The following is a 26583-nucleotide window of genomic DNA, read 5'->3' as shown; positions in this document are numbered from 1 at the left end:
ATGAAAATGGCATGAGGAGGCTTTACCAAGTTTGAGAATAAGTCGTCTCAAGATTTGACTAGAACAGCATGCTGTAATCTGTTGATTTAGATCACATTGAATTTTTCTTTGTAGATGTTGAAGGCATGTTGCATAGTAGGCAATTTGTATTTCCACTATAGCGCAATCACCTGATTCAAGTCAAATCAAGTAAAATCTTAAATAATATTAAGCTTGTGGAGGAGTATATGGACTTTCAAAAAATAGCGTCGATAAGCTTTCAGTTTTTGATACTGGATAAATAGTCTTTGGATTGGAGGAAATCCCAACAATTGATATTCTAAATTCCGTAAATATAAACTGACCAAAATCAACAGAAAATGAATATTGATCATTTTGCTCTTGTTTCTCTTTTTCGGAATTCAATTGCTGCGAAAGGAAACATTTACCATCACATTTTAACTCTGGCTGAGCTTTGTTGATACAAAAGTTTTCAATAATAAAGTCCTTATTCAATTCATAACTACCTTGAATCAAAGAGTAAACCATTCCATTCATCAGAATGAGTAATCCAAGAGTGATATGTATAAGGCTTCTCAACACGGATGCAAAGGTAAATTAGAAAATTGAAATAGGCTAAGAAATTTGCTGTTTCTTAGTCTTCTGTATGTTGATTAAGGGTTATCTGAATTAAAAACCAAAGAGATTTTTCAACTAGTCTAATGGTAAAGTTTGCCAAATGAAGGGGGATTCAATATTCTTGAATTGTACAATTATTTTTAAGATTTTTTGTAGCTTGGAGAGTCAACCAAAACAAACCCCACTATATGAAGAGAGCTATATACACCTTGCTAGCTATATTGATGGCAGTACCATTTTGCTATGGCCAAAAATCCTACATTCATGCAGGAAAAATGATTGATGTCAAAAGTAAAAAGACACTTTCAGGAATGACCATAATCATAGAAGACGACATGATCGTCGCTGTAGAAAAAGGTTACATCAACCCAGGTCAAGGAGATCAATTGATAGACCTCAAAGGCAAGACAGTCATGCCTGGCTTGATGGATATGCATGTGCATTTAGAAAATGAAACCAGTCCAAAGCGCTACTTGGATAAGTTTGTGGATAATGATGCAGATATAGCCTTCAATGCAATGGTTTTTGCAAAGACTACATTGATGGCAGGCTTCACAACTGTTCGTGACTTGGGTGGTTCGGGAGTGAATATCTCTTTGCGAAATGCAATCAATGCTGGAAAGGTAGATGGTCCAAGGGTAATCACTTCAGGAAAGTCTATAGCTCCTACAGGTGGTCACGCAGATCCGACAAATGGTATGCGTAGAGACTTGATGGGAGACCCTGGTCCTGAAGTAGGAGTAATTAATGGAGTAGCTGATGCAAGAAAGGCTGTTCGCCAACAAGTCAAAAATGGATCAGACGTCATCAAAATCACTGCTACAGGTGGGGTGCTAAGTGTGGCCAAGGATGGAAATGCACCACAATTCCAACAAGATGAAATCAATGCAGTGATCCAGACAGCTACAGACTTTGGAATTCATGTCGCAGCACATGCTCATGGTGATGAAGGGATGAAGCGAGCAGTCAAAGGAGGTATCCACTCTATAGAACATGGTACATATATGTCTGATGAGACCATGGACATGATGATCAAGGCGGGTACTTGGTATGTTCCAACAATCACAGCTGGGAAATCTGTGGCTGAATATGCAAGAATTCCAGGGTATTATCCTGCAGCAGTCAAAACCAAAGCGGAGACTATAGGGCCATTGATACAAAGTACTTTTGGTAAAGCATATAAGAGAGGAGTGAAGATCGCTTTTGGTACAGATGCAGGGGTGTTTCCTCATGGAGAAAACTACCGAGAATTCATATACATGACAGAAGAAGGAATGCCCAATCTGGAGGCTATCCAAACAGCAACTTTGAGGGCAGCGGAGCTTTTAGGTATGCAAGATAAACTTGGAGTTATTGAAAAAAATATGTTTGCAGATATCATCGCTGTGGATGGAAATCCTGAGTCAGACATTCATGTGATGAAAGATGTCGCATTCGTTATGAAAGGAGGTAAGGTTTACAAGCATGATCAATAATCAATTTCGTCGATTATCCGAATGATTTCCTTTTCTGTCCAAATAATGTCGTCTATCAATACTAATAGGATCTCTTTGGTCTCTTTGTCAGTTGCATGAAAATTGGCATAGAGAAAATTCATCAGGTAATTGCTCTTGAATGTCAAGATCTCCTTCTGTTCTACTACATTGGACAAAGAGTTAATTATGTTATAATCGATCAAGTCAATTTTAGAAGTTGAAACTGCATTCCATGCGTTGAGTTTTATTGAAGCTACATAGATTCCTCCATTGTTTACGACTAGGTCTAATAGCCTGTGCTCTTCGTTTTCGAGGTGGATATTTATAGCGTCTTTAAAAGAATCTAATCTAGGAAGATTTAGGTTCAGGTCTTGACGGGATTCATTTAGTTCACTTTTGATGGTAGTGAATATTTGCTTGATGTAAGCTCGATCTTTGCTTTCATTGTACCAATTGTTTATGAATAGCGCTATCAAAATACCCGCTATGACTGGGATTATTTCTTTGGTGAATTTTAGAGAATAGGATTTAATTCTTTGTTTCATGCTGGCTGTGGATGTTGAGAATAGGGCTACAAATTACATGGAATTTAGTTTTGAGCAAAATTTCAAATTTCACCCCACACCGATAAAAAAAAAGCTTAAAATTATTGAATCAACAATTTCAACCTAAAACCAAGATAGAAATTTAAAATAGATTTTAATTTGTTATATTTCCTTGGAAAAAAGCCTGTATGCCAAATATTTGATTGTTGTATTATTTGAGTTGTATTATGCTAAAAGTACTTTTTATAGTGAATTTAATATTATCAGTTTCTAATTTAGAAATTCAGAAATTGAATTCTCTAGAAAATAGCTATCGCGACAGGGTGTTTTTTGGCACAAAGTCCCTTCCTGATAGTGTACTTATACCTCATTATGAGTATTGGGTTTCGAATGTTACCAGAACTTTAAATACTCAGGAAGAATCTTCTTTATTTTTATTTTTAGCCACTTGCCATTTAGAGAAAAAAAATACTTGGTCACAAGAAATTATTGCTTTGATGAAGATCACCAAAAAACCATTCTTCCAAAATGAGGATTGGCGAAATTCAGTAGTAGATTATTTAGAGTATCTAAATCAGGGCTCAAAATTGGGGAAGTACGACATTGATTCACTCAAGAATAAATTACAAGTGATCAAATTAACCAACTCAAGCAATCATGAATGGATTGCTTTGGCTACCGATAGGCTGGGAAGAACCTACTATGATCATAATCAATACGACTCAGCCATATTTCATTTAGAAAAAGCTGGTGAAATGTTTCAAGCTAATGGTTTTAAATTGTATATGGTCAATAACCTCACCATGCAAGGTGTACTTTGGGATGCGAAAGAGCAATTTGGAAAAGCTGCCTCAAAGTATGAAGCATCCATCGAGGTATTAGAAACTTTAGAGAATCCTCCTTTAGGAACTTTGGGTGCGAATGCATACAATATTGGGTTGATATATGATGACAGATATGGCAATAGTACCAAAGGAATTCCATATTATCTCAAAGCGCTCGACTATGATAGCAAAGGGGGTATAGGAAACTATGGTATTGTTTCAGAGGACTATGCAGCTTTGTCAAGGTGCTACATAAAGTTAGGGGATTTGCTGAAAGCTGAAAAATATGCGAGGTTATCAGCAGAATATGCCAAGCAAATCGAAGAATCTAATGGCTTTGAATATGCCAAAGCTTTGCTAGTTAATGCGGAGGTGTATTTGGCAAAAAATCAAGTCAATCAAGGAATATCAAATGTCACTGAAGGGTTAGAAATTTTTGAAAATATAGAAAAGGTAAATAAACTTGATTTACGGAGACAAAGAACTTTATCAAACAATTTATTAGGGAAAATTTACCTTAAAGCAGCTGATTTATCTAATAGCAAATTACATTATCTCCAAGCTATGAATTTAGCTAAAGAGATAAAAAGAGAGATTTATTTGTTGGAGTCCTATTCAGGTCTGATTCAGGTGGCGATTGAAGAGTCGGATTGGGATACCGCTGGTAGGTTTTGGAAAGCATGGGGTGAAATTATACACGCAAAGTTTTATGATGCAAAATACCATGTACAGTTGCATCAATTGAAAGGAATGGAAATCAGGCTGAAAAGTGGTGCATCCCTTGAGGATGTTCAGTTTTTGAAAAAAGTTGATGAGTTTATAAATAATTCCGAGACTATGACTATGCATCAATTGCATGCGCTCAATTTGAAAACAATTTATTTGAATAAATTAAGTAAAAGAGACTATGATGCAGTAACTCACCTGGGGATTGTAGTAGAGAGATTATTTGATTACCTCAATTATCAACATCATGTTCAAAACACTGCGCTGCAACATTCAGAGCTTAAACTTTTAATCAAAAATGCACTTGATTTAGGCCTTATTTTGAAGGTGGAGGGAAAAGAAGATTTGAATTTGATACTTTTTAACTTGGTTAGTTTTAATAAGAGTCTTGGGAATATTCCTAAAAAAAATAATGCGACTGGTGTAGCAAAGAGCTCTCAATTGGTGAAGCGTGAAGCCATTCTTTCAGAGCGTTATGCTGAAGTTTTGTTTATGATATATGCTCATGAAGCAGCGCAAAATACCATAAAAGCCATAAATGTTTTGTCTCTCTATGAAGAAGAGCAAAAGTTGGAGAAGGAGTTGTTTGACATTAGAAGTCAGTTGCTGCAAAGTTCTGAAAGGGATTACTATGCCCAGTTTGTGTCACCATTGACATCAATATCACAACTACACAATCGAGTGGAAGCGGAAGAACTTTGGATAGAGACATTTGTGTATGATCAAGATATTTATAGCGCGTTTATAAGTAAAACCGATTTTGAAATAAAACATGTAGCACTTTCTAAAAAGCAAGTCGAGCAATGGCGGAATGCTTATAAATCCTCGACCAAAAAAATATTATCCGGATCATTGCCAAGTTGGGATTCAGTCTTTGGAAAGGATTTGAAGATGTACACAAAGATTATTTATGTGCCTGATTCATGGCTAGCTTTAATGCCTATAGAATCATTTCTAATTAATGAAGATTACATGATCCGTTCAAAGAAAATAGTCTATGATGTAAGTTTACTTGACAGGTTGAGGAGGGTTGATCAAGAATCGATCGAAAAGCAAGTGTTTTGGATGGGCTTTGCTCCAGTATATGAGTCTAGAAAATTGAAGTATGCGGCAGAAGAAATCACTAAAATTGGAAAATTAACTCAAGGTATAAGTTTCATAGGTGATAAAGTGAATAAAGATTTGTTTAAAACAGAATCGGCTAAATCTTCCGTGTTTCACTTAGCAGCTCATGGTCAAATAGCCTCACTGAATCCAGGCTACAACGCATTGATTTTTGGAGATGATTTGGAAGATTACCTGACAGTGAATGAAATCTATGATTGGAAGATAGAATCTGATTTAGGCGTTTTGAGCGCTTGTAGTTCAGGAGTGATCAATGAAAATGAAGGCGCTGGATTGTTGAGCTTGGGCAGAGCTTTTCATTTTGCTGGAGTACAATCACTCGTGATCAGTCTTTGGGAAATCCCTGATAAACAATCTGCAATCATTATGGAATTATTTTACCAAAATTTACTCAAAGGTATGAATAGCTCAACCTCACTGAGAGAAGCAAAAATTCAATATCTAGAACAAACCGATGATGATGTCTTTAAACACCCTTATTATTGGGCAGGGCTGGTCTTAATTGGAGAGGATAATGAGCTAGAAAGTCCTAAATCGTATTGGTGGTTTATTTTGATATTGATTCTCCCTTTTTTGTATCTGGGTTTAAGGAAGTTTAGAGAGTAATGATTCCGCAGCATTTACTTTATAATCTCCATTTTCTATTAAGTCCTCAAGCAATTTTCTTGCATCGCTGACATTGTCAGCTTGCAAATATGCCAATGCAAGATACCACTGAAACCTGTACTTGAATTCGTAAGAAACATTGGGTTTTTGATTCAGTTGCGCTATGGCATCAGCAGTTTGATTCAAGGCTAAATGAGCTGACCCAATGTATAAGCTGATATCAGCTGATCCAGTTTCTTCTTGCAGCTGTTTCAAATAAGGAATAGCACCTTCGTAATCTCCTTCTTCATAAGTCGAAAATGCCAAATTGATAAGATCATCTTGATCTCCACGGGTGAGTGGATAGCTTATATTCTCCGCTGGAGTATAAAAAGCCTGATATAACTTCATAGTGGAATTGTCCCTGTATATCACCCACATTATAGAGATCACAAGTCCAACCAATAAGCCTACGATAGCGGCATATCTGATCAAAGGGAATTCTTTCTCTTTTACAGATGTGAATTCTTTTTCGTATTCAGTGAATTTCTTTCTCCATGCCATATCATCTTCTTCCTGCATGGTTTTTTTTAAGGCTACTTGAAATTGCAATGCTTCCCTTACAGTTGCATCTTCTTTGAGTAGGTTTTTGAGTTCCTGCTCTTCTTCAGAGCTGATTGTTCCATCAAAAAACTTTTCTATTAGCTTTTCACTTTTTATTTCTTCCATTTATGATCAATGTTTTGAGTTGTTTAAGACATCGGCTTTTCTGAGCTCTGACTGTATTCTCATTCTCATAGTTTTCACTTTCTGTAATTTCTTTTATACTTAGTCCTTCAAGATAGAAGGATGTTAACAGTTTACGGCAAGACTTTCCAAGTTCTTGAAATTTTATCTTAATGGTTTGTATCAATTCTGACTGGTCTTCATCCTCAATTAGAGGGATTTTTGGATCCATGATTTCTTCTTGGAATACCAAAATTTCTTTTTTTTGGATTTTGATCAGGTCGTAAGCTTTGTATTTGCCTATGGCATAGAAAAAAGTTTTGAGGCTGACGGATACATCTTTTAGTGAATTTGCTTTTGCCTTTTTTCTCAACACCAGTAAGCTTTCATGAAAAACAACAATTGCTTCCTCTTTGTTAAGACCAATTTTCATTATATACCTCACAAAATCTTCTCGATGTTCGAGATAAAACATTTTATAAAAAAAATCATTGTCGCTTTGAAGGTTTGAAATGATTTGAGGGTCAATCATAATTTTTTCAAAAAGATGTTAATGCTTAATAGGATTTGGCTACTAATGTAGTGACTAAAACTATGAATTATGAAAAACATTTTTCACAAAACAATTTTAATATTCCTAATGATTGGCTTTTGCATGAGCTCGAGAGCACAAGATATCAAAGAGAAAATCAATCGCAGAGCCGACAGGGCTTCTGAAAGAGCATTAGATAATCTGGAGGAAAAGGTATTCAGTACAAAAATTAAGTTTCCAAAGAAAAAGGATAAATCACCACAAAATGAGACAACTACCAGAGAGGATTCTTGGAGTGATTTCCCTGTGTCTCAAGAAGAAAAAATTGAGGAAAAGGGGAATAGTTTAAGTCTTCAAAGCAAGGATTTGAAAGCTTATTCAAATTATGATTTTATCCTAGGAAGTAAAATATTATATGCAGAGGATTTTGCTACAACTGCTTTAGGGGATCTACCTGGCGGCTGGAATACCTCTAGCAGTCTTGAAGTGGTTGAGTTAAGTGCTTATCCTGACCGATGGATAAGATTAGATAAAGGCCAAAACGGATTCACTCCTCTGAATTTAGGAGAGTTACCATTAAGTTTTACACTTGAATTTGATCTTGTCCTTGACGTCGACCCGAAAAAATTTGCTCCTAACACCCGATTTTTTGGTGTTGTCCTGAATGATTTGCCTGATGCCAGTATGCAGCTAGGGAGTTGGCGGGCTGGAAACCACAGGATTTTTCTTGGAATCAGTAAAGATGAAAGATACATGCAAAAAGTGTGGAAGCAAAGTGAGTATAATGAGTTGACAAAAAATCCTATAGCCCTTTTGAATAAAGAAAAATTACAAAGAGGGGAAAAAGTGAGGGTTTCAATGTGGAAGCAAAATCGCAGGATCAGGTTTTACCTAAATGAAGAAAAAGTGTTTGACATCTTACAGTCTCATCCAGAAGAATTTCCTTTTCGATCATTGAAATTATATTCAGACAACGCCAATGATGGAGAGTTTTTCTATATCTCAAATTTTAGAATGGCTAATGAACCACCACTGATCAAAAGTCAACTGGAAGAAGAAGGGGTTTTTGAAGCTACTGGGATTTATTTTGAAAGTGGAAGTGCAGAAATCAAGCCTGAATCATATCCAAGTTTACATCAGATAGCTGAATATATGAAGGCTCATGGTGGTAGTTTTAGTATTGCGGGACACACAGACAATATTGGGAACCGAGAATCTAATAGGTTGCTATCAGAGCAAAGAGCTAGTGCTGTACGAAATACACTTATAAAATCTTTTGGTGTTCACACCAATCAGCTGGCTTCTATTGGTTTTGGGATGAATTATCCACTTTATGACAATAATTCACCAGCCGGAAGATCTCAAAATAGGAGAGTGGATATCATCAACCTTTCTATAGTACCAAACTATGAAGAGAGACTTTCCATAGCTGTGTATGGAGACGCTAGGAGATAGAAGTGGATTTTACATAAAAATATCCGTTTGCCAAAAAAATCAATAATGCATTTAGAATAATATATCAACTCTCGAAAAACAAAATAAAACTAAAATGAAAAGTCAAATTATCTTATTTCTATTGTGTTGGTCAAGCTATAGCATTGCCTGTGCTCAAGAATCATCATTTACACCAGCCAAACAAAGAATTCAGATTTCTTCAAAAGATGGAGATTATGAAACCATTTTGAAACTTATTTCTGAAAATGTACCAAAACTAAATATGGATGAGGACTCTAGCAAAAAAAGAGATGGTAGAGATTTGGATGTGAAAATTGTTTATACGATCAGCGAAAAAGGTAAAACTCTTTACAGATCAGAGGCAATTCCTGCAAAAATATCAGCAAAAGCAGATGACCTTGAGCTATTTTCTAATGGACTTGAAGAAAGCATGATCAATACTTGGGAAAAGCAAGGCTTCATCAGAAGGCAAGTAGGAAGGGTAGAAAATCCAGATAAACCCACTGGAACCCTTCCAAAGCCCGCAACTCCAGGTGCAGGTAAAACCATCATTTCACAAGATGGAAAGACTGGTGGATTGTCTCAACCAGGTGGCAAAGTGGAGCAGCAAGGTTTCATTAGGAGACAGGTTGGTAGAATTCCTAAAACCTCCTATGAAGTCAATGTACAAATCCAAACACCAAAAGACAGAGGTAATTCCCAGCCTTCAAATTTTCTAATTGTTATCATTTAAAATATTGTAATCCAAGTAAATATGAAAAAAATCGCATTTCCTATATTATTTAATTTGCTTGTTTTCTGTCTTTTTGCGTGTGGCCAAAGTCAAAGTAGCCAAAATGAGGATGGAACAGAACAAGCCACGAAGAATTCTAAATCTCAAAATTTCAACGCTTGTGAGGGGATTAAAGAATCCGACTTTCGAAAAATATTCAAGGTGCCTGAGGATTATCAATTAGGTGATGTTTCTGCTTTTAATATAATGCCAGAGTCGTCTTGTGTGATGGCAGTAGGTAAAGAAGGACAACAGCTAGCCGTGATGGTTTCCATTATGGCTAATCCTAGTACTTTTGATATGATAGCAAACAGGGTAATTGAAGAATTTAAAACAGCTCCGGAAGAAGATCATGTTTCGGGATTGGGAGAATTTGCCGTATTCAAAGAAAATAGAACGCGAAAAGAATCAGCACTTGTGGTAGTGGATCAAAAGCACATAGTTTCTGTTGCATTTGATCATTCCAAGACATACCCAAGAGATCAGGTCAAAGGAATGCTGCAAGACTTCTATAAGCAATGGAGAAAGCTACAAAAATAAATTTGCCTTGAAGAGATGTGCAAAGCCTAGAATTGTAAAAAAGTAACTGGCTCAAGTGATATCCAATCTTTATGATTATTCAGTTTAGGGTTTTACTTGAGCCAGTATGGGTTTATAAAATTTTTGAACTTATTGATTTGAATGAAATCCTATGGTATTGCCCTCGGTATCCATTGCCAGTGCGACAAATCCATGTTCGCTGATGGAGAATTTTTCTTGAATAACCTTTCCTCCAGCAGCTTCTACTCGAGCTAGCTCAGTAGTACAGTCTTTCGAGGCGAAATAAACTAATGTACCGCCAGTTCCTGGTTTAAAATCACTTGTTTTGCAAAGCGCTCCACTAATGTTTAACTCACCCTCAGCCCAAGGGAAACAAAGCATCTCTAGGTCACCAAAATCCCCTGGAGTTTCCATAGGTGTTAATTGTATGTTCAATACAGATTCGTAGAATTTTTGAGCTCTACTCATATCTTCTACATAGATTTCTACCCATGTAAATGGGTTTTTTGGATTTTGAGACATGTTTTATGTGTTTTTAAGGTGGAAAGATATAGTTGAATGACACATTGTTTCTAATACATTTAGATTGATATCCGATAGTTTATTGAAATATATACAAGCTTTTCCCATTTTGAATTTACCGAGTTTGGAAAGTGCTTCTTCATTTTGAGGAGTAGGGACGTATGTGTACAGGGAAAATGCAGATTTTCTTGGAGAAAAACCAATAAGCATTGAATCACCCTCATGACCGCTCTCATACTTATAATGATAAGAACCAAAGCCAATAATTGAAGGTCCCCACATCTTTGGCTCAAATCCAGACCAATTTTTCATCAATTCGATCAACTGATAGCTTTCTTGTCGCTTTGAATCACTTTCTACAAAAGTGCTTAAGAATTGGTGAATATCAGTGTCTAATTCTTTCGTTTTACTCATTCGGAAGCTATGTTTAAGATGTGTTTAATACTTATGAAATTTAGTGATTTTTAGCTTCTATTTTAACAAAGAATATTAAGATATTTAAATAGCCTAATAACCCCAAATGTCCAAATGTTTAAAAATTTAGATTTCAAATTAAATTTATTAAGCTTATTTTTTTAAAGTGATTATGACTTAATTCAAAAGGAGGTTCGAAGAATTGGGGAATCCTATTAGACCCCACGAGTTTTTCAATCTTCTATTTTTAAAATCGCGCTATAAAGAAGCTGAATAAGATTAGAATGTGGAATATTTTTTTGCTGAAATGTCAAAAATAAATACATTTATATGCTTACTAAATTGATTTATCAAATTAATTTGGTAATTTGATTTGAGTTGTGAAATCAGCTATAACACTTACCCAAAATGCCATTTAGTAAGAATCCCAAAATTAGGCAGCTCGACGTAGATGCCGAAATCAAACAGCAGTTAGAACTTGCCCAAAAAGAGGAGTTGGGCAGGGGTGGAAGTCAATGTGAAGAAGAGAAATTGTGGAAATCATTTTTGAGAGGAAGTGAAGCCGCACTAGCAGAGATATTTTTATTGTACGCAGACAAGCTGTATAACTATGGTCGACAATTTACTGCAGACCGAGAGCTTGTCAACGACGTTGTTCAAGATGTTTTTTTCACATTGATCAAGAGCAGGGAGAAAATTGGTGTTGCTGTTTCCATAAAATTCTATCTATATAGTAGTTTTAGGAGAAGGCTTTTAAGGTTGCTCAAAAAAAATAGAAAAACTGTCTGTCAAGATGAAGTTAATCTGGATCACTATTTCCAAATAGGTATGAATCCACATTTTTTTCACTCTGAGGAGTCTTTGTCGCAGGATCAAGTTAAGCTCATCGATCAGGCAATCAATAAACTTCCTATTCGACAGAAGGAGATTTTATTATTATATTTTTTTGAGGATTTATCTTACAAGGAGATTGCAGCAATAATGGAGTTTTCTCAAGTAAAATCAGCTCGTAAGCTATTGTATAGGTCTTTAGACAGTTTGTATGGTCACCTTGCTGAGCACAAGGAAGTGTTTCGGTTGTTTTATGTTTTTGCGCTACATAAAATGATCTAAGTCCTTGGCCTCGAATTATTTTTTCAAATTTAGAAAAATAAATTTCGGGTAGTGGGGTCATTTTTTGGAGTCGTGTCTCTTAGCTACTGAACCCAGCCAAAATGACCAGGAAGCACTTATGAAATTTGAACCAAAAAATGTCGCTGATTTTTTAAAACACCCCTTGTTTCTCAAGTGGATTACGACAAGCAATACTGATTTGGAGAAGTATTGGAAAGACTGGTGTATTGAGAGACCTGAAAAGGTAGTCTTGTTTCGGCAAGCAGAGCAGACTTTAAGATCCATACAATGGAAACAAAATCACCATATGGAATATGATGATAAAGAAAGAATTCTTAACAATATCATACAATTCAATCGCTCATGGGAATCCAAAGTAGACTCAAGAAAAAGAGTTTACACCGGTGTCAAGCAAATATTGCGTTGGGGTACTTCGGTGGCTGCTGTATTTATACTTATTGGTTTTTTGTTAGTCAATGTTTTCGATCTACAGCTTTTTGAAGCTTCTCAAGAACAAGAGATTGAGTGGATTGTCAAAAATGTACCTCGTGGTGTGAAAAAGACTTTTATGCTTCCAGATGGATCTAAAGTCACGCTCAATTCCGCCAGTGAGATTAAGTATCCATCAATTTTTGAAATCTCTAGGGAGGTTGAGCTTTCTGGGCAAGCGTTTTTTGAAGTTATGGAAAACCCAAAAATGCCCTTTGTTGTCACTACGAATGGTATAAAGACGACTGTCCTGGGAACCAGTTTTGATGTTAATGCCTATCCAAATCAGTCTTATCACAAAGTCTCGGTCGTTACGGGTAAAGTAGGTGTAGAAACACCAAGTCAGATTTCGGCAATCTTAACAAAGGAAGAAGCAACCTTGTACCATTCCGAAACAGGTTCCCTACAAAGGACAGCTTATGATTACGATTTACTTGTAGGATGGAAGGAGAAGAAATTGAAGTTTCAAAATGAAGATTATGACAGTGTTTTTCAAAGGTTGTCTAATTGGTTTGATGTAGAATTTAATATAAAAGCTGGAGACTACCCAGCCAGCAAATACACAGGTTACTTTTTCGACCAAAGCCTGGAATACATTCTTGAAGGTATGAAACATACTTCGGGGCTGGAATACAGCATTGAAGGTAAAAAAGTGAGTTTGAAATTTCCTTAATATAAAATACAACTAACCCAAAATAATATGAAAGAAAAAATTCTACCTACCCAAAAAATTCTAAAAATGCCACGATCCTTTTGGATCTATTGCTTGATAGGCTTTCAATTATTATACTTTCCAACTATTGCTAGAGAGCAAGACAAAAACCTAGAGCAGACATTTGTTAGCCTTAATTTAAAAAAGGCTACGATTCAAGAGTTTTTTGAAAGTATAGAAAGCAAAACTGATTTTCGGTTTGCCTTTGATCACAGAGCCATGCAGAGTGTGACAACTTTGGATATTCAAGCAAAAGACCGCTCACTTTTATCTGTTTTAGAAGAGATTTCAGGGAAAGCTTCTTTGAACTTTAAGCAGATTCAGCAGACACTTCATGTATCTAAAGTAAACAATCCAACAAAGAAGATTCCAACCAAACCTGTGCAAGCAGAAATCAAAATCACTGGTACCATTCTCAATGACATAGGAGAGCCTTTGCCAGGAGCCACTGTGATACTAGAAGGAAATACTTCAGTCGGTACAGTGACAGATATTGATGGAGCGTTTAGCCTTGAAGTGCCTGAGGATGGAGTGCTTGTAGTGTCATACATTGGATTTCAGACTCAACGCGTTCCTGTGATGAACAGGTCAGTGATCCATGTTAGTCTTGAAAGTGATGTGTCAGCCTTAGAGGAATTTATCGTTGTAGGATATGGTACACAGCAGCGATTGAGCGTGGTGGGTGCGGTGGATCAAGTTGGTCAGGAGGTTTTTGAGGGAAGACCAAGTGCCACAGTATCACAAGCGCTTCAAGGTGTTTCTTCTAACCTGATCATACAGCAAACTAATTCTGAGCCAGGTGCTGGAGTAAACTTGAATATTCGTGGTGTAAGTACTTTAGGGGATAATTCTCCATTGATTGTAATTGATGGGATCATAGGTGGTGATATAAACCTTCTCAATCCCCTGGATATAGAGAGCGTTACAGTGCTAAAGGATGCTGGAAGTGCAGCTATCTACGGATCTAGAGCCAATAATGGTGTCGTATTAATCACTACCAAAAAAGGTAAGAAGAACATGAAGCCTACAGTGACTTATAATGGGTTGCTTGGTGTTAATGAACCACATTTTTTTACAAGTCCAGTAAGCGGGTATCAGAATGCTATGCTTCGTAATGAGTCTGCATTCAACTCTGGACAAAATGAAGCGGTATTTACACCTGAGCAAATCCGCCAGTTTCAGGCGAATGGTGATGAGCAATGGTTTGCAAATGAAATTTTTCAATCAGCAATGCAGCAAAACCACAATTTCTCAGTAGCAGGAGGGGGAGAAAATTCCACCTACTTAGTTTCGGTAGGGTTTCTGGATCAGCAAAATAACTACGTTGGGCCGGCTAAGGGATACAAAAGGTACAATTACAGGCTCAACATGACCAATGAGTATGGTAAGTTCAAATTAACATCCATGCTGACTTATGCTAGGCGTGAGATCATGGATCACTCTTCTTCGAGCTCGACATTGATGGCGGATGCTTTCCGTGTACCATTGTATTACAGGCAAAGAGATGATCAAGGGAGGTTTTTGACCAATGATATTTTGCAGGAGTTTAACTCTCTTGGCATACTTGAAGAAGGTGGCTTCAGAAGAAATCAAGACGACAATGTATTTGGAACGATCATGGGAGAGCTTGAAGTGACAGACTTTCTGAAAATCAAAGGAGTTTTTGGTGCCAATATGTTCTCAAATCACCAATATGCACGTACCAAGCAGGTTGATTTCTACCCAAGAGGAGTATATGGCGCTACAAGAAATACCAATGACATATCTAGAAAAGGGCTCGATTTGAATACGCAATTGATGGCAGAGTTCAATAAGCAGTTTGCAGATGTCCATAATGTTAACTTCCTAGTAGGAGTATCAAATGAAAACCATACCAGTAGAGGGTTTTCATTATATAAGACATTTACTGATCCTGATTTGGGTACACCGATCACAGAGACGGTTATCCAGCCCAATTCTAATAATTCGAATATTGGAGCTGCTGAAAATAGCTTGAACTCTCTATTTGGAAGAACCTCTTATTCATATCAAGATAAATATTTTGCAGAAGCGAGTTTCAGGTATGATGGCTCATCCAGGTTTAGTCAGCAAGCGAGGTGGGGATTTTTTCCTTCTATGTCTGTAGGGTATAGGCTTACAGAAGAAGCTTTTCTTGCAGGATATCAGCAAAAGTACGGAGATATTAAATTCAGATCTTCTTACGGCGTGCTAGGCAATCAGAACGTAGGAAATTACCAATATCAAACTACCTTCTTTACTTTCCAAAATGCTTATGGGTTTAACGACCTTCCCGTGGGAGGTACGGGGTACAATTATGCAAACCCAGACATTCGCTGGGAAAGAGCAGCTACATTCAATGTAGGTGTAGATTTAGATTTTTTTGACGGTGCACTCAATCTCTCCTTGGATTACTTCGATAAAGTCACTTCTGATATTCTCATACCACCAGCAGTTCCAGGAGTTTTTGGTACAGGGTTGCCAGATTTCAACAGTGGAAAAGTGGGAAATAGGGGTTGGGAAATCACGGCAGGATACCAGCATCAAGGTAGGGTACTAGGACATGCAGTTACATTCAACCTTGGAGATACAAGAAATGTAGTACTCGATTTCCAAGGAGAGCAAAGGTTGACGGGGTTAGAGGAATTACAAGTATTGCTTCGTGAAGGATATCCATTCAATTCCTATGTAGGACTCAAAAGAGATGGTTTTTTTCAAACTATTGAAGAATTAGAAGCAGGACCAAGACCAGTAGGACTCAATCCTCAAATCGGTGACAATAGGTATGTTGATGTAGATGGCGATGGTGTTATTGATGACAACGATTTGTATGTTTTTGGAAACCCATTTCCAAGACTAACTTTTGGATTCACTTATAATTTGAGCTACAAAGGATTCGATTTGAACATCTTTGCTCAAGGAGTAGGAAGAAGGACCATGATGATCAGGGGAGAGTTGGTTGAGCCTTTTCACTTCAATTATGGTATGACAATGTACAGCCACCAAATGGATTTTTGGACTCCTCAAAACCCAGATGCTTACTATCCAAGGTTAGCCAACAATGGTACCCAGTCTAATGACAATAATTTTAGAAGAGGTTCTGATATGTACTTGTTTGATGGTTCTTACTTGAGATTGAAAAACTTGCAGATAGGCTATACACTACCCAAAGCGATTTCGCAAAAGGCTGGAATGCAGGTGTGCAGAGCGTATGTGTCTGGCCAAAACCTATTTACTTTGGCAAGAGTCAATTTTGTGGATCCAGAACTTTCAGAGTTTAATAGTAACCTGCAGTCTGGTGGAGCCAATAGTGGTAGGGCATATCCTACATTGGTGTATTATGGATTTGGTCTAGATATCACCTTCTAAAAATCACAGTATGAAAAACAATATCAAAAATATAGCAATACTGATGGTTATGTTGATGACCATCTTCAACTACGGGTGTAAGGAGCTTGATCTAGCACCTGAAGATAGTTTTACTGATCTGACTTATTGGTCTTCAGAGGAAAAGGCACTAAGTGTTTTGAATACAGCCTATTCACAGCTTTTCAATAGTAACTATTTCTTTTTCAATGAAGCATTGTCAGATAATGCCTTCAACGGGAGGGGGGATGTAGCTGGCTCAGCTTCACTTGGAGCAGGGACATATGATCCATCACTTGGTAGGCTGAATGAAGAATGGAATTTACATTATCAAGGAATAAAAACTTGTAATATCCTTTTAGAAAACATCGATAGGGTGCCTCAAATGAATGAGAATAATAGAGACAGGTTCAAGGCAGAAGCTAGGTTTATTAGAGCATTTCTACATTTTCAATTGATGACTTGGTTTGGTGATATTCCACTTCTTGCATCAGACCCTAGTTTAGAAGAGGCATTGACGATCACTAGGACTCCAAGAGATCAAGTCAAGTCTTTTATAATTTCAGAACTTCAATCTTCATTAGCGTTTTTACCTACAAATGTAAGCCTTTCTACTAATCAGCGTGGAAGAATTACGCAAGGTGCAGTAATAGGATTGTTGGCTAGGGTACATCTTTATGATGGAGACTGGCAAGAAGTTGTGAATTATACTAATGAATTGATAGGAAGTAATGATTATGGTAATTATGGTTTAGTTCCTAGCTATGAAGGTTTGTTTTTGCCAGAAAATCAAAACAGCCAAGAAGATATACTTAGTCTTCAATTTGTACCACAGCTTAGGACATGGGGACAGTTTTTTGATATGGCTCCTTTATCTGCCGGTGCTAGACTCAATGCATTAGCTCCTACCAGGTCCTTGGTGGATAGTTATGTGATGACTAATGGAAGACCGATAGATGATCCTCAATCTGGATATGATGAAAACAATCCATATGCTAACAGAGATCCAAGGTTGACCTATACGGTTGTGTATCACTTATACCAATGGAGAAACCCAGACGGAAGCACAAGGACTATCTACATAGCGCCAGGGTCTGCGCCGGGTGATGGACCAGATGTATATGCTCCAGGTTCTTCTTCCACCACCACGGGATATTATACCAGAAAGTATTATGACCCCACTCACCTTCCTCAATTTGCTTCTGGCCTGAATTTAATGCTAATCAGGTATGCTGATATCCTCTTGATGCATGCTGAAGCACAAAATGAACTAGGTCAATTGAGCGAATCTACATGGGATCTAACGATAAGAGCGTTAAGACAACGTGCAGGGTTTACTGATTCCAATGCGCTGATTTTCAATGCCTCACTTGGTCAGGTTGCATTTCGAGAAATAATCAGAAACGAGAGAAGGGCTGAGCTTGCCATGGAAGGTTTAAGAATATTTGATATAAGAAGATGGAGAATAGCTGAAGAAGTACTCAATGGCTGGGTGGAAGGAGCAAGGTTTGGTCCTCCTTCTGAGAACAATGGATACCTAAGGGTAAATCAAAGATCCTTTGATCCCAATAGACACTACTTATGGCCTATTCCTCGTGCTGAAAGGAATCTAAACTCAAATCTAAGCCAAAATCCAGGCTGGAATTAATAAAGAAAATCAATAACCCAAAAGTTAATTTATATGAAAAAATTTATATATCAAGCCTTTCTAATGGCTTTGGCAATGATGACATTGGTCGTGAGTTGTACAGAAGATGATGGTATGATTCATACCCAAGTGACACCTGTTCAGGCTTTGTATTCACCTGATAATAATGCGTTCTTTAATCTGGGAGCTCAAAGCAGTGTTGCGTTTGAATGGCAAGCAGCATTGGCGGCTGATAATGGCGTGGTACTATATGAGGTAGTATTTGACCTTGAAGATGGAGATTTTAGTGAACCTGTATACGTGATGCCAGCTGATGGTAGAGGTTTACAGCGTAGACTTAGCCTGCCTTTTGCTGAGCTCAATAGCATCGCTCAACTGGCTGGGATAGGTCCAGAAGAAAGAGGTAGATTAAAGTGGACTGTTAGGTCTTCCAAAGGTATTAATGTGCAGCCTTCAGAGGTTTCGAGAGTTATTGAAGTGTTGCGTCCTGCAGGATTCCCAGCTCCAGATGAGTTGTATCTCACAGGTACAGCTACCGAAGCAGGGGATAGTGTGGACGAAGCTATTTTGATGAAAAGAATAGGGACGAATTCTTTTGAAGTATTTACTAGACTAAACTCTGGGACTTACCAATTTATCGACAGAAAGTCTGAGAATGCATTTTCATTTTATGTAGAAGGAGATAGGCTACGGTCTGAAGGAATAACAGAATTTCAGGGAGAGGAAGGCATTTATCGTATTAGACTTAATTTCTCAGGTGGTACAGTTCAGATGCATACTATCGAAAAAATGGAGTTATGGTTTGCTCCAGACGGGGTTTTCCTTTTCGAACTACCTTATGATCAAGCTGGAGTTTGGTTAGAAGAAAACCGGACGATTGCGTTTAAGCAAGAAAGCTGGGGAAGAGATGAAAGGTATAAGTTCAGGTTGTCAGTGAGGGATTCAAATGGTCAACCTCAAGAGGAATGGTTTGGTAGTTCCAATGCGGATAACCAGAGGCCTACGGCTGATACTAATGCTTCTTATTGGTACATGCTGCCTACCAGTGATGATCGTTGGAATCATAGTTTCAAATTCCAAACTGAGGTAGATAATAGCCCAGTGGATATACGTGTTATTTTCAATGCAGAAGTATCCAATTATACACACCAAATCACCATAAGATAAAAAAACACGGTACTCCTAACTAACAGTTGGGAGTACTTTTAACCATATGATGCGATGTTCAAAAAGCAAATTCAAGTGCTAACAATAGTCCTTATGGCCTTCCTCAGTTCTTGTGTGGATGGTGATTTAGGGCCCCTTAACAGGTTTGATGATCAACCTGATGCCATTGTGTATGACTGGTCTGGTGTATCAGACTCACTTCAAAACGCTACTTATAATACCTATTTGACAAGTGGAGGTACCTATAGAGAAAATAATACTGGAAATGAAAGATTCCATTATTGGTGGAATGCTCACATGCTTGATGTACTCGTCGATGGGTATATTAGGACAAACGATGAATCTTATCTTCCTAAGATGAAGGCATTGCTCCAAGGAATCCGAAGTAAAAATGGTAATACTTACGTCAATGTCTTCAATGATGACATGCAGTGGTTGGGTATTTCGGCACTGAGAGCTTATCAAGCCACTGGTGATGAAGAATACCGGACAGTGGGTCGATTTCTCTGGGAAGAAAATAAGAAAAGTTGGAGTGATGTACTTGGTGGCGGGATTACTTGGAAATCAGATGAACCATTAGGGAAAAATGCATGCTCCAATGGTCCAGCAGCGATTTTAGCTTGTTTGATGTACCAGGTCGATGGTCAGCAAGATGATTTGGATTGGGCAATTCAGATCTTCAATTGGCTCAAAAACACCCTTGTAGATCCACAAACAGGCTTAGTATGGGACAATGTAGAATTAGTCAACAACGAACCAGTATTCAATAGAGATTGGATATTTACCTATAATCAGGGTAGTTTCATTGGCGCTGCGACGTTATTGTATCAGTTGACTGGAGAGAATACTTACTTACAGGATGCTATCAGAACGGCTAATACTTCGTCCACTAGCTCTCAAGTAACCACCCAAGGATTGCTGAGAGATGAAGGGCAAGGTGATGGAGGTTTGTTCAAAGGGATTTTTGTAAGGTATTATTCTTGGCTGATTCTCACAGAGGGTTTATCCGAATCTGATAGAAACAGGTATGTAGCCTTTATGAAGTTTAATGCAGAGACGTTTTCTTCACTAGGCTTGAAAAGGCCAGAAATGATCGCAAGTCCAAATTGGAGGCAGCAACCAGGAGAGGTGATTGATTTGGCTACCCAGTTGAGCGGGGTAATGTTAGTGGAAACAGCAAGTGTACTACAAAAAGAAGAATTATTATGAAAATATTGAAAGGGTTAGGTTTAGTTTTTACAGCATTTCTTTTATGGAATTGTACCCAAGTGGACGGGCAGTCAGATGACCTTACCCAACATGTGAATCCATTTATAGGCACAGCACCTCTGCTAGATCCTGACTTTATAGGATATACTCCTCCAGAAGGTTGGAGGGTATGGGCAGGTTTGGTTTACCCTGGTGCTTCTCTACCCAATGCGATGGTTCAGCTAAGCCCAATGACTGAATACGGTACTGGGTCAGGCTATGAATATGAGGCGCCAGAGATCATAAGCTTTACACATACCAACAAAGGACATTGGAATCTTTGTAACATTCCTGTATTGCCAATTCATGGCGATGCTCAGTATCCTTTCAGCTCGAGCTTCTCTCACGATAGAGAAGATGCATCTCCAGCATTTTACCAAGTATACTTAGAAGATTATGGTATTGACGTCAGGTTGAGTACAACGCTTCGTACAGGAATTCATGAATATACATTTGATGATGATACTGAAAGAAAAGTTTTGTTTGATTTAGGTATGGCAAACAATAAAGTTTCCGACTGGGATATAGTACAGGATACAGAAAGAGAACTTTCAGGGTTTCAAAGGGTAGGTAGGGATTTGGTTCATTTTTATGTGCGATTGGATCATGATATCACTAAGGTAGATAAGACAAATTCAGGAGAGGAAAAAGGTTATGCTGTAATATCTTTGAGTGATAAGAAGCGTGGTCCTGTGACTTTGCGAATAGGTCTATCTTATGTCAGTGTGGCCAATGCCAAAGAGAATCTAGGGTCTGAAAGTGGGGATTTGAGTTTTGATGAAATTCATCAAGCTGGGAAATCGAAGTGGAATGACCTGTTGTCAAAAATCAAAGTTAAAGGAGGAAGTCCGAAAGAAACCGAATTGTTTTATACTTCCCTTTATAGGTCTTTTTTGTGGCCTGCTTTGAGAAGTGATGTGAATCAAGAGTTCAAAGATGAAAAAGGAGTAATTCAAAAAACATCATTTAATTACTATACAATCCCTTCATTTTGGGATACTTATAGAAATAAATTGGTGCTTTTGGGCATGATTTCTCCTCAACTTACCAATGATGTGATTAAGTCTTTGATCCATAGAGGAGATCTCACAGGTTTTATCCCCACATTCTTTCATGGAGATCATGCCGCACCATTTATCACAGGGAGTTATTTAAGAGGAATCAAGGATTTTGATGTGCAAAAGGCATTTGAATATTTGATGAACAATGCACACAAAGAAGGAGGAATCAGGCCACACATTAGTGAATACATTGAAAAAGGATTTATTTCAGATCCAGACATTGAGAATCCTCATGTGGAGACGGTAGCAAAAGCAGGGGTTTCGAAAACATTAGAATATGCCTACGATGATTATTCCTTGGCTTTGCTTGCCAAGGAACTTGGAGAGCAAGACGCTTATCAAAGCCTAATCAAAAGATCACAGAATTATAAAAATGTATTTGACAAAGATACGAGGTTTATGAGAGGGCGGTTAGATAATGGCGAGTGGATAAGTCCTTTTGATCCACAATACCCATACTATGAATACATGTATCGAGAAGCAAATGCGTGGCATCTTTCATTCTATGTGCCTCATGATATGGCAGGATTGGTTGAGTTATATGGTGGAAATGCAGCTTTTGAAGAAAAGTTGGATTCACTATTTACTTTTCCGTGGAATCCTAAGCATATAGCCAGAAATGTTTCAAGTTTCATAGGTCAATATTGTCACGGAAATCAACCAGATCATGAGGCGCCGTTTAGCTATCACTTCATAGGAAAGCCAGAAAAATCCCAAGAGATTATCGACAATATCTTAGCCAATTACTATGGAGTAGGAGATGAGGGACTTGCACTGTCGGGAATGGATGATGCTGGTGAGATGTCTTCTTGGTATGTTTTTGCTGCTTTGGGGATATACCCATTGTCACCAGCAGATCCTGAGTATATTGTAACTGTGCCTATATTTGATGAGGTGATATGGAATCTTGATGATAAAAGCCCCTTGAAAATCAAGACAGAAGGAACTTCAAGGAAAATTTCAGAGATCAAATTCAATGATAAGCATGTCGATGGTTATTTTGTTCCTCACGAGATTTTCGAAAAAGGTGGTGAATTGATTATTAAAACAAAATAGCTAATTGCACTGTATCAAATTACTGTTTTGACAAAAGTAGCTGAAGAATTTTCTATTATTTTCTTCAGCTATTTTTTTTACAACTTTTATCGAGTTAAATATCAATTTATCAGGATGTTATATCGGTTTTGGTACAGATGTAGGTCACTCGTACACAAAATCCTGCCTTTTATTTTTAAAAAAATTATTGTGCTTCTGTGAACTTTTTTTTTCAAAATCAGTTTTCGTGTATATACATTTAAAATCAGACAAAAATCAAACACTCAATTATGAAATTAGTTAAAAAAACAGGTTTTTTCATTGCTGCGGCAATGATTGCGGTATCATGTGGTAAATCAGGTGAAACTGTTGAGGCTACTGATGCAGTAGAGGTAGGTGAATCTACAGGTACAACTTTGACTATCGATCCAGCTACTTCCAAAGTTGACTGGAGAGGTTACAAGCCAGCAGGTGAGCATTACGGTTATATCCCAGTTACTTCTGGTGAACTAACAGTAGATGGTGATGCTATCACTGGAGGGAAATTCGTGTTCGATATCACTGGATTGAAAATCGAAGATATTGAAGAATCTGATGAAAATTATGGTAAGCTTTATGGTCACTTACAGTCAGCTGATTTCTTTGATGCTGAAAACCACCCTGAAGCTGAATTCGAAATCACTGGCGTTGAAAAATTCGGTAGCAACGATTCAATCGAGGACAAAGATGAATTCAAAACAGACAATACACCAAAGAAAGACTCTGAATTGATCCAAGGAAATCCAACGCATTGGGTATCTGGTAACTTGAAAATGAGAGGTAAAAACAAAAACATCAAATTTCCTGCTGTAGTTTCTGTAGCTAATGGTACCGTATCTGCAAAAGCTGGTTTCAACATTAATAGAACTGACTGGGGTCTTTCTTACGGAGATGAAAGCAGTGCTGCTGACAAAGCTAAAGATCAGTTCATTTACAACTCTGTAAGTGTGAAATTCGATATCAAAGCAAACTAAACCAACTTCATTTTGTGTTGAAAAACACAAATAGATCCAAAAGGGAAGCCATTAGGTTTCCCTTTTTTCATTTTCTATCTTTACTTTTGTCTCATGGTTCGAACCTATGAAATTTCTAAAAGTGAGCAGCTTTATCTAAAGAAGCTTTTTGTCCAATGGGCCCGTAAGAATTTTTCTCATTTTGTGCTTTTTGAAAATCACCAGGTACCTTACCCTCATGGAGGTTTTCCAGATGTTCTGTATGCTGCATCTAAGTCCATTTCTATAGAAGATTTAGCACTTGAAAAACAGGAAGAAATTGTAGTTGGATTGGTTTCATATGATTTTAAAAATAAAATTGAGAAGCTTAGCAGTGATAATCTAGCTTTAGTCGATTTGCCTGATGATGTATTCTTTGTACCAGAAGTTTCGATCTGTTTTGAACCAAATCAGCTTAGTATCACGTCTTCAGATCCTGACAAGTTATATGAAGAGGTTAGATCCTTGACGCCTTTTTCTATCAAAAACCAAGATGTCAAACTTAGGAATCTCACTTCAAAAGCGGGTTATAGAGACAATGTAAACGCAATCAAAAATCACATCTTAGAAGGAGATATTTATGAGATGAATTACTGTATGGCATTTGAGTTTGAAGCTAATTGGAATCCTATTCAAGGATATTTTGACCTTGTCAGACACTCTGCCATGCCTTTTTCTGCATTGTTTCAAGCTTCTGGAAAATATATTGTATGTGCCTCACCTGAGCGATTTTTGAAAATTGAAAACACTCAAATCATCGCTCAGCCAATCAAAGGTACAATCAAAAGAAGCAGAGACAAGGCAACTGATGACATACTGGCAAATCAACTTCTGGCGAGCGAAAAGGAAAGAGCTGAAAACCTCATGATTGTGGACTTGATGCGCAACGACCTCTCTAAAATTGCAAAAACAGGTACTGTAGATGTTGAGGAGCTTTTTGGGGTGTATCCATTTCCAAAAGTCCACCAAATGATCTCTACAGTCACGGCATCGTTGAAAAAGGAACTCAGCTTCAGCCAAATTTTAGAAGCTACATTTCCTATGGGAAGTATGACTGGAGCACCCAAAATCAAGTGTATGGAACTTATCGAAAAGTATGAGAACTTCAAAAGAGGCTGGTTTTCTGGTAGCTTAGGATATATTATGCCAAATGGTGAAATTGACTGGAATGTGATCATCAGGAGTATTATCTATGATGAAGAAGGTAAAAAGGGATACTTTGCTGTAGGAAGTGCAATTACGAGTGATGCAGATGCAGATTACGAATATGAAGAATGCATGCTGAAAGCTAGTGCGATATTGGATACTTTGAGTTCAAAGCCAAATTTTGATTGATTATGAACCCTGTCAGAAAGATTATTCATGTAGACATGGATGCTTTTTTTGCATCTGTTGAACAACTGGATAATCCTGACCTAAGAGGAAAGCCAGTAGCTGTAGGTGGAAGCGAGGTAAGGGGAGTAGTAGCTGCAGCATCCTATGAAGCTAGGAAGTTTGGTGTGCGTTCAGCCATGTCTGGGAAAATGGCAGCATTGAAATGCCCACATCTGATCTTTGTCAAGCCACGTTTTGAAAGGTATAAAGAAGTTTCAAATCAGATCAGAGAAATATTTTTTGAGTACACAGATTTGGTCGAGCCTTTGTCTTTAGATGAAGCTTTTCTGGATGTGACAGAGAATAAATTCGGGAATCCTTCCGCTTCAATTCTTGCTCAAGAGATTAGAGACAAAATCAAATCAGCAACAGGGTTAAACGCATCAGCAGGTATCTCTTTCAATAAGTTTCTCGCGAAAACGGCTTCTGATATCAATAAACCTAATGGTCAGGCCGTGATTTTGCCAAAAGAAGCTGAAGCTTTCTTGGAGAAGATGCCAATTGAAAAATTCTTCGGCATCGGAGTAGTTACTGCTGAAAAAATGAAAAAACTAGGGATACACCAAGGGAAGGATTTGAAAGCATATAGCTTGCAGTTTTTGACCAAAAGATTTGGAAAGTCAGGCCTACATTTTTACAATATCGTCCGAGGTATCCATAATAGTCAAGTACAGCCTCATAGGGAAAGAAAATCACTAAGTGCAGAAAGTACATTTGAAACTGACCTGGCCATCCATAAGGATTTCTTAGATGCTTTGCATCGAATTTTTGAGGAATTGATCAAGAGAATGGAGAGAACCAAGATCCAAGGAAGAACAGTAACTTTAAAAATAAAATATAAAAACTTCAGTCAACAAACCAGAAGTAAGAGCTTTGATCAATATCCGAGTCAAGAAAAAATATGGGAAACAGTTCTTGAACTTTTGAACCAATCACCTCTTAGCTACCCAGTTCGCCTATTTGGAATAGGAGTATCAAACCTCAATGTCCTAGAGGATCGAGGGCTTTATGGCAAGCAATTGTGGTTAGATTTTGAAGGAGAAAATTGAGGCAAACTTAAGCGTACAAAGTACGAAGCACCAAATACCAAGATGGGATTTGATAGCTTAAATGGTATTTTGAATATGTTTTTATATCTCAGTTGTGAAAATTGAAGTTCGTTAATTTAAAGATGTGTGGAAACTGCGATACAAAATGTAAAAAGGTGTGAGAAGCAAAGTTTAATGGTTTCCTTAAATCCGCAAGTGAATAATTAAAAAAGCCAAAAAAGTGGCTGAATTAATTGTATTCAGGCTTTTTTGGCTCGTTTTTTTTCACTTATTTAGGTGTTACCACACATCCTTAATAAGATTTATGAAAATTACGAATTCATCTGAAAAAATCACACCTTTTGGAGGTTTTAATTTTGTTATTGAGTCATTTAAAAACTCAGGTCTTTCGATGCTTATCGATAATCATCTGGGAAGCAGGGTGAAAACTGTTG

The 26583-nt window shown here is 37.5% G+C and carries 21 protein-coding genes; 15 read left to right on the top strand and 6 right to left on the bottom strand.

Going from position 1 to position 26583, the window contains the following annotated elements:
• Nucleotides 1–207: 207 nt before the first annotated feature.
• Nucleotides 208–582: a hypothetical protein gene (locus MM239_RS10365; RefSeq protein ID WP_241348138.1), complete on the bottom strand. Its 375-nt coding sequence runs from the start codon at nt 580–582 to the stop codon at nt 208–210.
• A 224-nt stretch (nt 583–806) separates the two neighbouring features.
• Here MM239_RS10365 and MM239_RS10360 point away from each other — a divergent pair, with 224 nt between their 5' ends.
• Nucleotides 807–2093 carry a metal-dependent hydrolase family protein gene (locus tag MM239_RS10360; protein WP_241348136.1) on the top strand — a complete coding sequence of 429 codons (1287 nt, stop codon included), beginning with the start codon at nt 807–809 and terminating at the stop codon, nt 2091–2093.
• On the opposite strand, the gene MM239_RS10355 is transcribed toward MM239_RS10360, so the two are convergent.
• The gene (locus tag MM239_RS10355; RefSeq protein WP_241348134.1) at nt 2087–2638 is read right to left on the bottom strand and encodes a hypothetical protein; all 552 of its coding nucleotides are present in this window, start codon (nt 2636–2638) and stop codon (nt 2087–2089) included. The two genes, MM239_RS10360 and MM239_RS10355, sit on opposite strands and share 7 nt — an antisense overlap.
• A 248-nt stretch (nt 2639–2886) precedes the next feature.
• On the opposite strand from MM239_RS10355, the gene MM239_RS21090 reads away from it, so the two are divergent.
• Nucleotides 2887–5919 carry a CHAT domain-containing protein gene (locus MM239_RS21090; protein ID WP_241348132.1) on the top strand — a complete coding sequence of 1011 codons (3033 nt, stop codon included), beginning with the start codon at nt 2887–2889 and terminating at the stop codon, nt 5917–5919.
• On the opposite strand, the gene MM239_RS10345 is transcribed toward MM239_RS21090, so the two are convergent.
• Complete coding sequence (locus tag MM239_RS10345; RefSeq protein WP_241348131.1) at nt 5899–6627, bottom strand: tetratricopeptide repeat protein; 729 nt, start codon at nt 6625–6627, stop codon at nt 5899–5901. The two genes, MM239_RS21090 and MM239_RS10345, sit on opposite strands and share 21 nt — an antisense overlap.
• A complete protein-coding gene (locus MM239_RS10340) occupies nt 6608–7156 on the bottom strand; it encodes an RNA polymerase sigma factor (protein ID WP_241348129.1) in 549 nt (182 codons plus the stop codon). Before MM239_RS10340 ends, MM239_RS10345 begins: the two co-directional genes overlap by 20 nt.
• Before the next feature lie 123 nt (nt 7157–7279).
• Between MM239_RS10340 and MM239_RS10335 the strand changes: the two genes are divergently transcribed.
• The 3 genes from MM239_RS10335 (at nt 7280) to MM239_RS10325 (ending at nt 9923) form a co-directional block, all read left to right on the top strand.
• The gene (locus MM239_RS10335) at nt 7280–8611 is read left to right on the top strand and encodes an OmpA family protein (RefSeq protein ID WP_241348127.1); all 1332 of its coding nucleotides are present in this window, start codon (nt 7280–7282) and stop codon (nt 8609–8611) included.
• Between the two features lie 94 nt (nt 8612–8705).
• The gene (locus MM239_RS10330; protein ID WP_241348125.1) at nt 8706–9344 is read left to right on the top strand and encodes a hypothetical protein; all 639 of its coding nucleotides are present in this window, start codon (nt 8706–8708) and stop codon (nt 9342–9344) included.
• A 21-nt stretch (nt 9345–9365) separates the two neighbouring features.
• Complete coding sequence (locus MM239_RS10325) at nt 9366–9923, top strand: hypothetical protein (RefSeq protein ID WP_241348124.1); 558 nt, start codon at nt 9366–9368, stop codon at nt 9921–9923.
• Nucleotides 9924–10052: 129 nt separating this feature from the next.
• On the opposite strand, the gene MM239_RS10320 is transcribed toward MM239_RS10325, so the two are convergent.
• A complete protein-coding gene (locus MM239_RS10320; RefSeq protein WP_241348122.1) occupies nt 10053–10445 on the bottom strand; it encodes a VOC family protein in 393 nt (130 codons plus the stop codon).
• Nucleotides 10446–10448: 3 nt separating this feature from the next.
• A complete protein-coding gene (locus MM239_RS10315) occupies nt 10449–10859 on the bottom strand; it encodes a DUF1801 domain-containing protein (RefSeq protein WP_241348121.1) in 411 nt (136 codons plus the stop codon).
• Between the two features lie 408 nt (nt 10860–11267).
• Between MM239_RS10315 and MM239_RS10310 the strand changes: the two genes are divergently transcribed.
• From MM239_RS10310 to dinB, 10 genes are all read left to right on the top strand, one after another.
• Nucleotides 11268–11972 carry an RNA polymerase sigma factor gene (locus tag MM239_RS10310; RefSeq protein ID WP_241348119.1) on the top strand — a complete coding sequence of 235 codons (705 nt, stop codon included), beginning with the start codon at nt 11268–11270 and terminating at the stop codon, nt 11970–11972.
• Between the two features lie 118 nt (nt 11973–12090).
• Nucleotides 12091–13134 carry a FecR family protein gene (locus MM239_RS10305; RefSeq protein ID WP_241348118.1) on the top strand — a complete coding sequence of 348 codons (1044 nt, stop codon included), beginning with the start codon at nt 12091–12093 and terminating at the stop codon, nt 13132–13134.
• Between the two features lie 27 nt (nt 13135–13161).
• A complete protein-coding gene (locus MM239_RS10300) occupies nt 13162–16539 on the top strand; it encodes a SusC/RagA family TonB-linked outer membrane protein (RefSeq protein ID WP_241348117.1) in 3378 nt (1125 codons plus the stop codon).
• 10 nt (nt 16540–16549) lie between these two features.
• Nucleotides 16550–18184: a RagB/SusD family nutrient uptake outer membrane protein gene (locus MM239_RS10295; protein WP_241348115.1), complete on the top strand. Its 1635-nt coding sequence runs from the start codon at nt 16550–16552 to the stop codon at nt 18182–18184.
• 33 nt (nt 18185–18217) lie between these two features.
• Nucleotides 18218–19351 (top strand): SusE domain-containing protein, encoded by a 1134-nt coding sequence (locus MM239_RS10290; protein ID WP_241348114.1) that lies wholly within the window; start codon nt 18218–18220, stop codon nt 19349–19351.
• Nucleotides 19352–19405: 54 nt separating this feature from the next.
• Nucleotides 19406–20560, top strand: coding sequence for a glycoside hydrolase family 76 protein (locus MM239_RS10285; RefSeq protein WP_241348113.1), 1155 nt, complete (start codon nt 19406–19408; stop codon nt 20558–20560).
• Complete coding sequence (locus MM239_RS10280) at nt 20557–22716, top strand: GH92 family glycosyl hydrolase (protein WP_241348112.1); 2160 nt, start codon at nt 20557–20559, stop codon at nt 22714–22716. The genes MM239_RS10285 and MM239_RS10280 overlap by 4 nt, the downstream gene beginning before the upstream one ends.
• A gap of 269 nt (nt 22717–22985) precedes the next feature.
• Nucleotides 22986–23708, top strand: a complete 723-nt coding sequence (locus MM239_RS10275) for a YceI family protein (protein ID WP_241348110.1) — start codon at nt 22986–22988, stop codon at nt 23706–23708.
• A gap of 93 nt (nt 23709–23801) precedes the next feature.
• Nucleotides 23802–25061: an anthranilate synthase component I family protein gene (locus MM239_RS10270; RefSeq protein ID WP_241348109.1), complete on the top strand. Its 1260-nt coding sequence runs from the start codon at nt 23802–23804 to the stop codon at nt 25059–25061.
• A gap of 2 nt (nt 25062–25063) precedes the next feature.
• Nucleotides 25064–26149 (top strand): DNA polymerase IV, encoded by a 1086-nt coding sequence (gene dinB, locus MM239_RS10265; RefSeq protein WP_241348108.1) that lies wholly within the window; start codon nt 25064–25066, stop codon nt 26147–26149.
• The last annotated feature ends 434 nt before the right edge of the window (nt 26150–26583 follow it).

Source organism: Belliella filtrata (genome assembly GCF_022549775.1).
GTDB classification, from domain to species: domain Bacteria; phylum Bacteroidota; class Bacteroidia; order Cytophagales; family Cyclobacteriaceae; genus Belliella; species Belliella filtrata.
This window is presented reverse-complemented; position numbering and strand designations above follow the sequence as displayed.

Excerpts from the sequence above, each read along its gene's own strand:
- MM239_RS10360 (WP_241348136.1), top strand. The coding sequence starts at position 807 with ATGAAGAGAGCTATATACACCTTGCTAGCTATATTGATGGCAGTACCA.
- MM239_RS10355 (WP_241348134.1), bottom strand. The coding sequence starts at position 2,638 with ATGAAACAAAGAATTAAATCCTATTCTCTAAAATTCACCAAAGAAATA.
- MM239_RS10345 (WP_241348131.1), bottom strand. The coding sequence starts at position 6,627 with ATGGAAGAAATAAAAAGTGAAAAGCTAATAGAAAAGTTTTTTGATGGA.
- MM239_RS10340 (WP_241348129.1), bottom strand. The coding sequence starts at position 7,156 with ATGATTGACCCTCAAATCATTTCAAACCTTCAAAGCGACAATGATTTT.
- MM239_RS10335 (WP_241348127.1), top strand. The coding sequence starts at position 7,280 with ATGAGCTCGAGAGCACAAGATATCAAAGAGAAAATCAATCGCAGAGCC.
- MM239_RS10330 (WP_241348125.1), top strand. The coding sequence starts at position 8,706 with ATGAAAAGTCAAATTATCTTATTTCTATTGTGTTGGTCAAGCTATAGC.
- MM239_RS10325 (WP_241348124.1), top strand. The coding sequence starts at position 9,366 with ATGAAAAAAATCGCATTTCCTATATTATTTAATTTGCTTGTTTTCTGT.
- MM239_RS10320 (WP_241348122.1), bottom strand. The coding sequence starts at position 10,445 with ATGTCTCAAAATCCAAAAAACCCATTTACATGGGTAGAAATCTATGTA.
- MM239_RS10315 (WP_241348121.1), bottom strand. The coding sequence starts at position 10,859 with ATGAGTAAAACGAAAGAATTAGACACTGATATTCACCAATTCTTAAGC.
- MM239_RS10310 (WP_241348119.1), top strand. The coding sequence starts at position 11,268 with ATGCCATTTAGTAAGAATCCCAAAATTAGGCAGCTCGACGTAGATGCC.
- MM239_RS10305 (WP_241348118.1), top strand. The coding sequence starts at position 12,091 with ATGAAATTTGAACCAAAAAATGTCGCTGATTTTTTAAAACACCCCTTG.
- MM239_RS10300 (WP_241348117.1), top strand. The coding sequence starts at position 13,162 with ATGAAAGAAAAAATTCTACCTACCCAAAAAATTCTAAAAATGCCACGA.
- MM239_RS10295 (WP_241348115.1), top strand. The coding sequence starts at position 16,550 with ATGAAAAACAATATCAAAAATATAGCAATACTGATGGTTATGTTGATG.
- MM239_RS10290 (WP_241348114.1), top strand. The coding sequence starts at position 18,218 with ATGAAAAAATTTATATATCAAGCCTTTCTAATGGCTTTGGCAATGATG.
- MM239_RS10285 (WP_241348113.1), top strand. The coding sequence starts at position 19,406 with ATGTTCAAAAAGCAAATTCAAGTGCTAACAATAGTCCTTATGGCCTTC.
- MM239_RS10280 (WP_241348112.1), top strand. The coding sequence starts at position 20,557 with ATGAAAATATTGAAAGGGTTAGGTTTAGTTTTTACAGCATTTCTTTTA.
- MM239_RS10275 (WP_241348110.1), top strand. The coding sequence starts at position 22,986 with ATGAAATTAGTTAAAAAAACAGGTTTTTTCATTGCTGCGGCAATGATT.
- MM239_RS10270 (WP_241348109.1), top strand. The coding sequence starts at position 23,802 with ATGGTTCGAACCTATGAAATTTCTAAAAGTGAGCAGCTTTATCTAAAG.
- dinB (WP_241348108.1), top strand. The coding sequence starts at position 25,064 with ATGAACCCTGTCAGAAAGATTATTCATGTAGACATGGATGCTTTTTTT.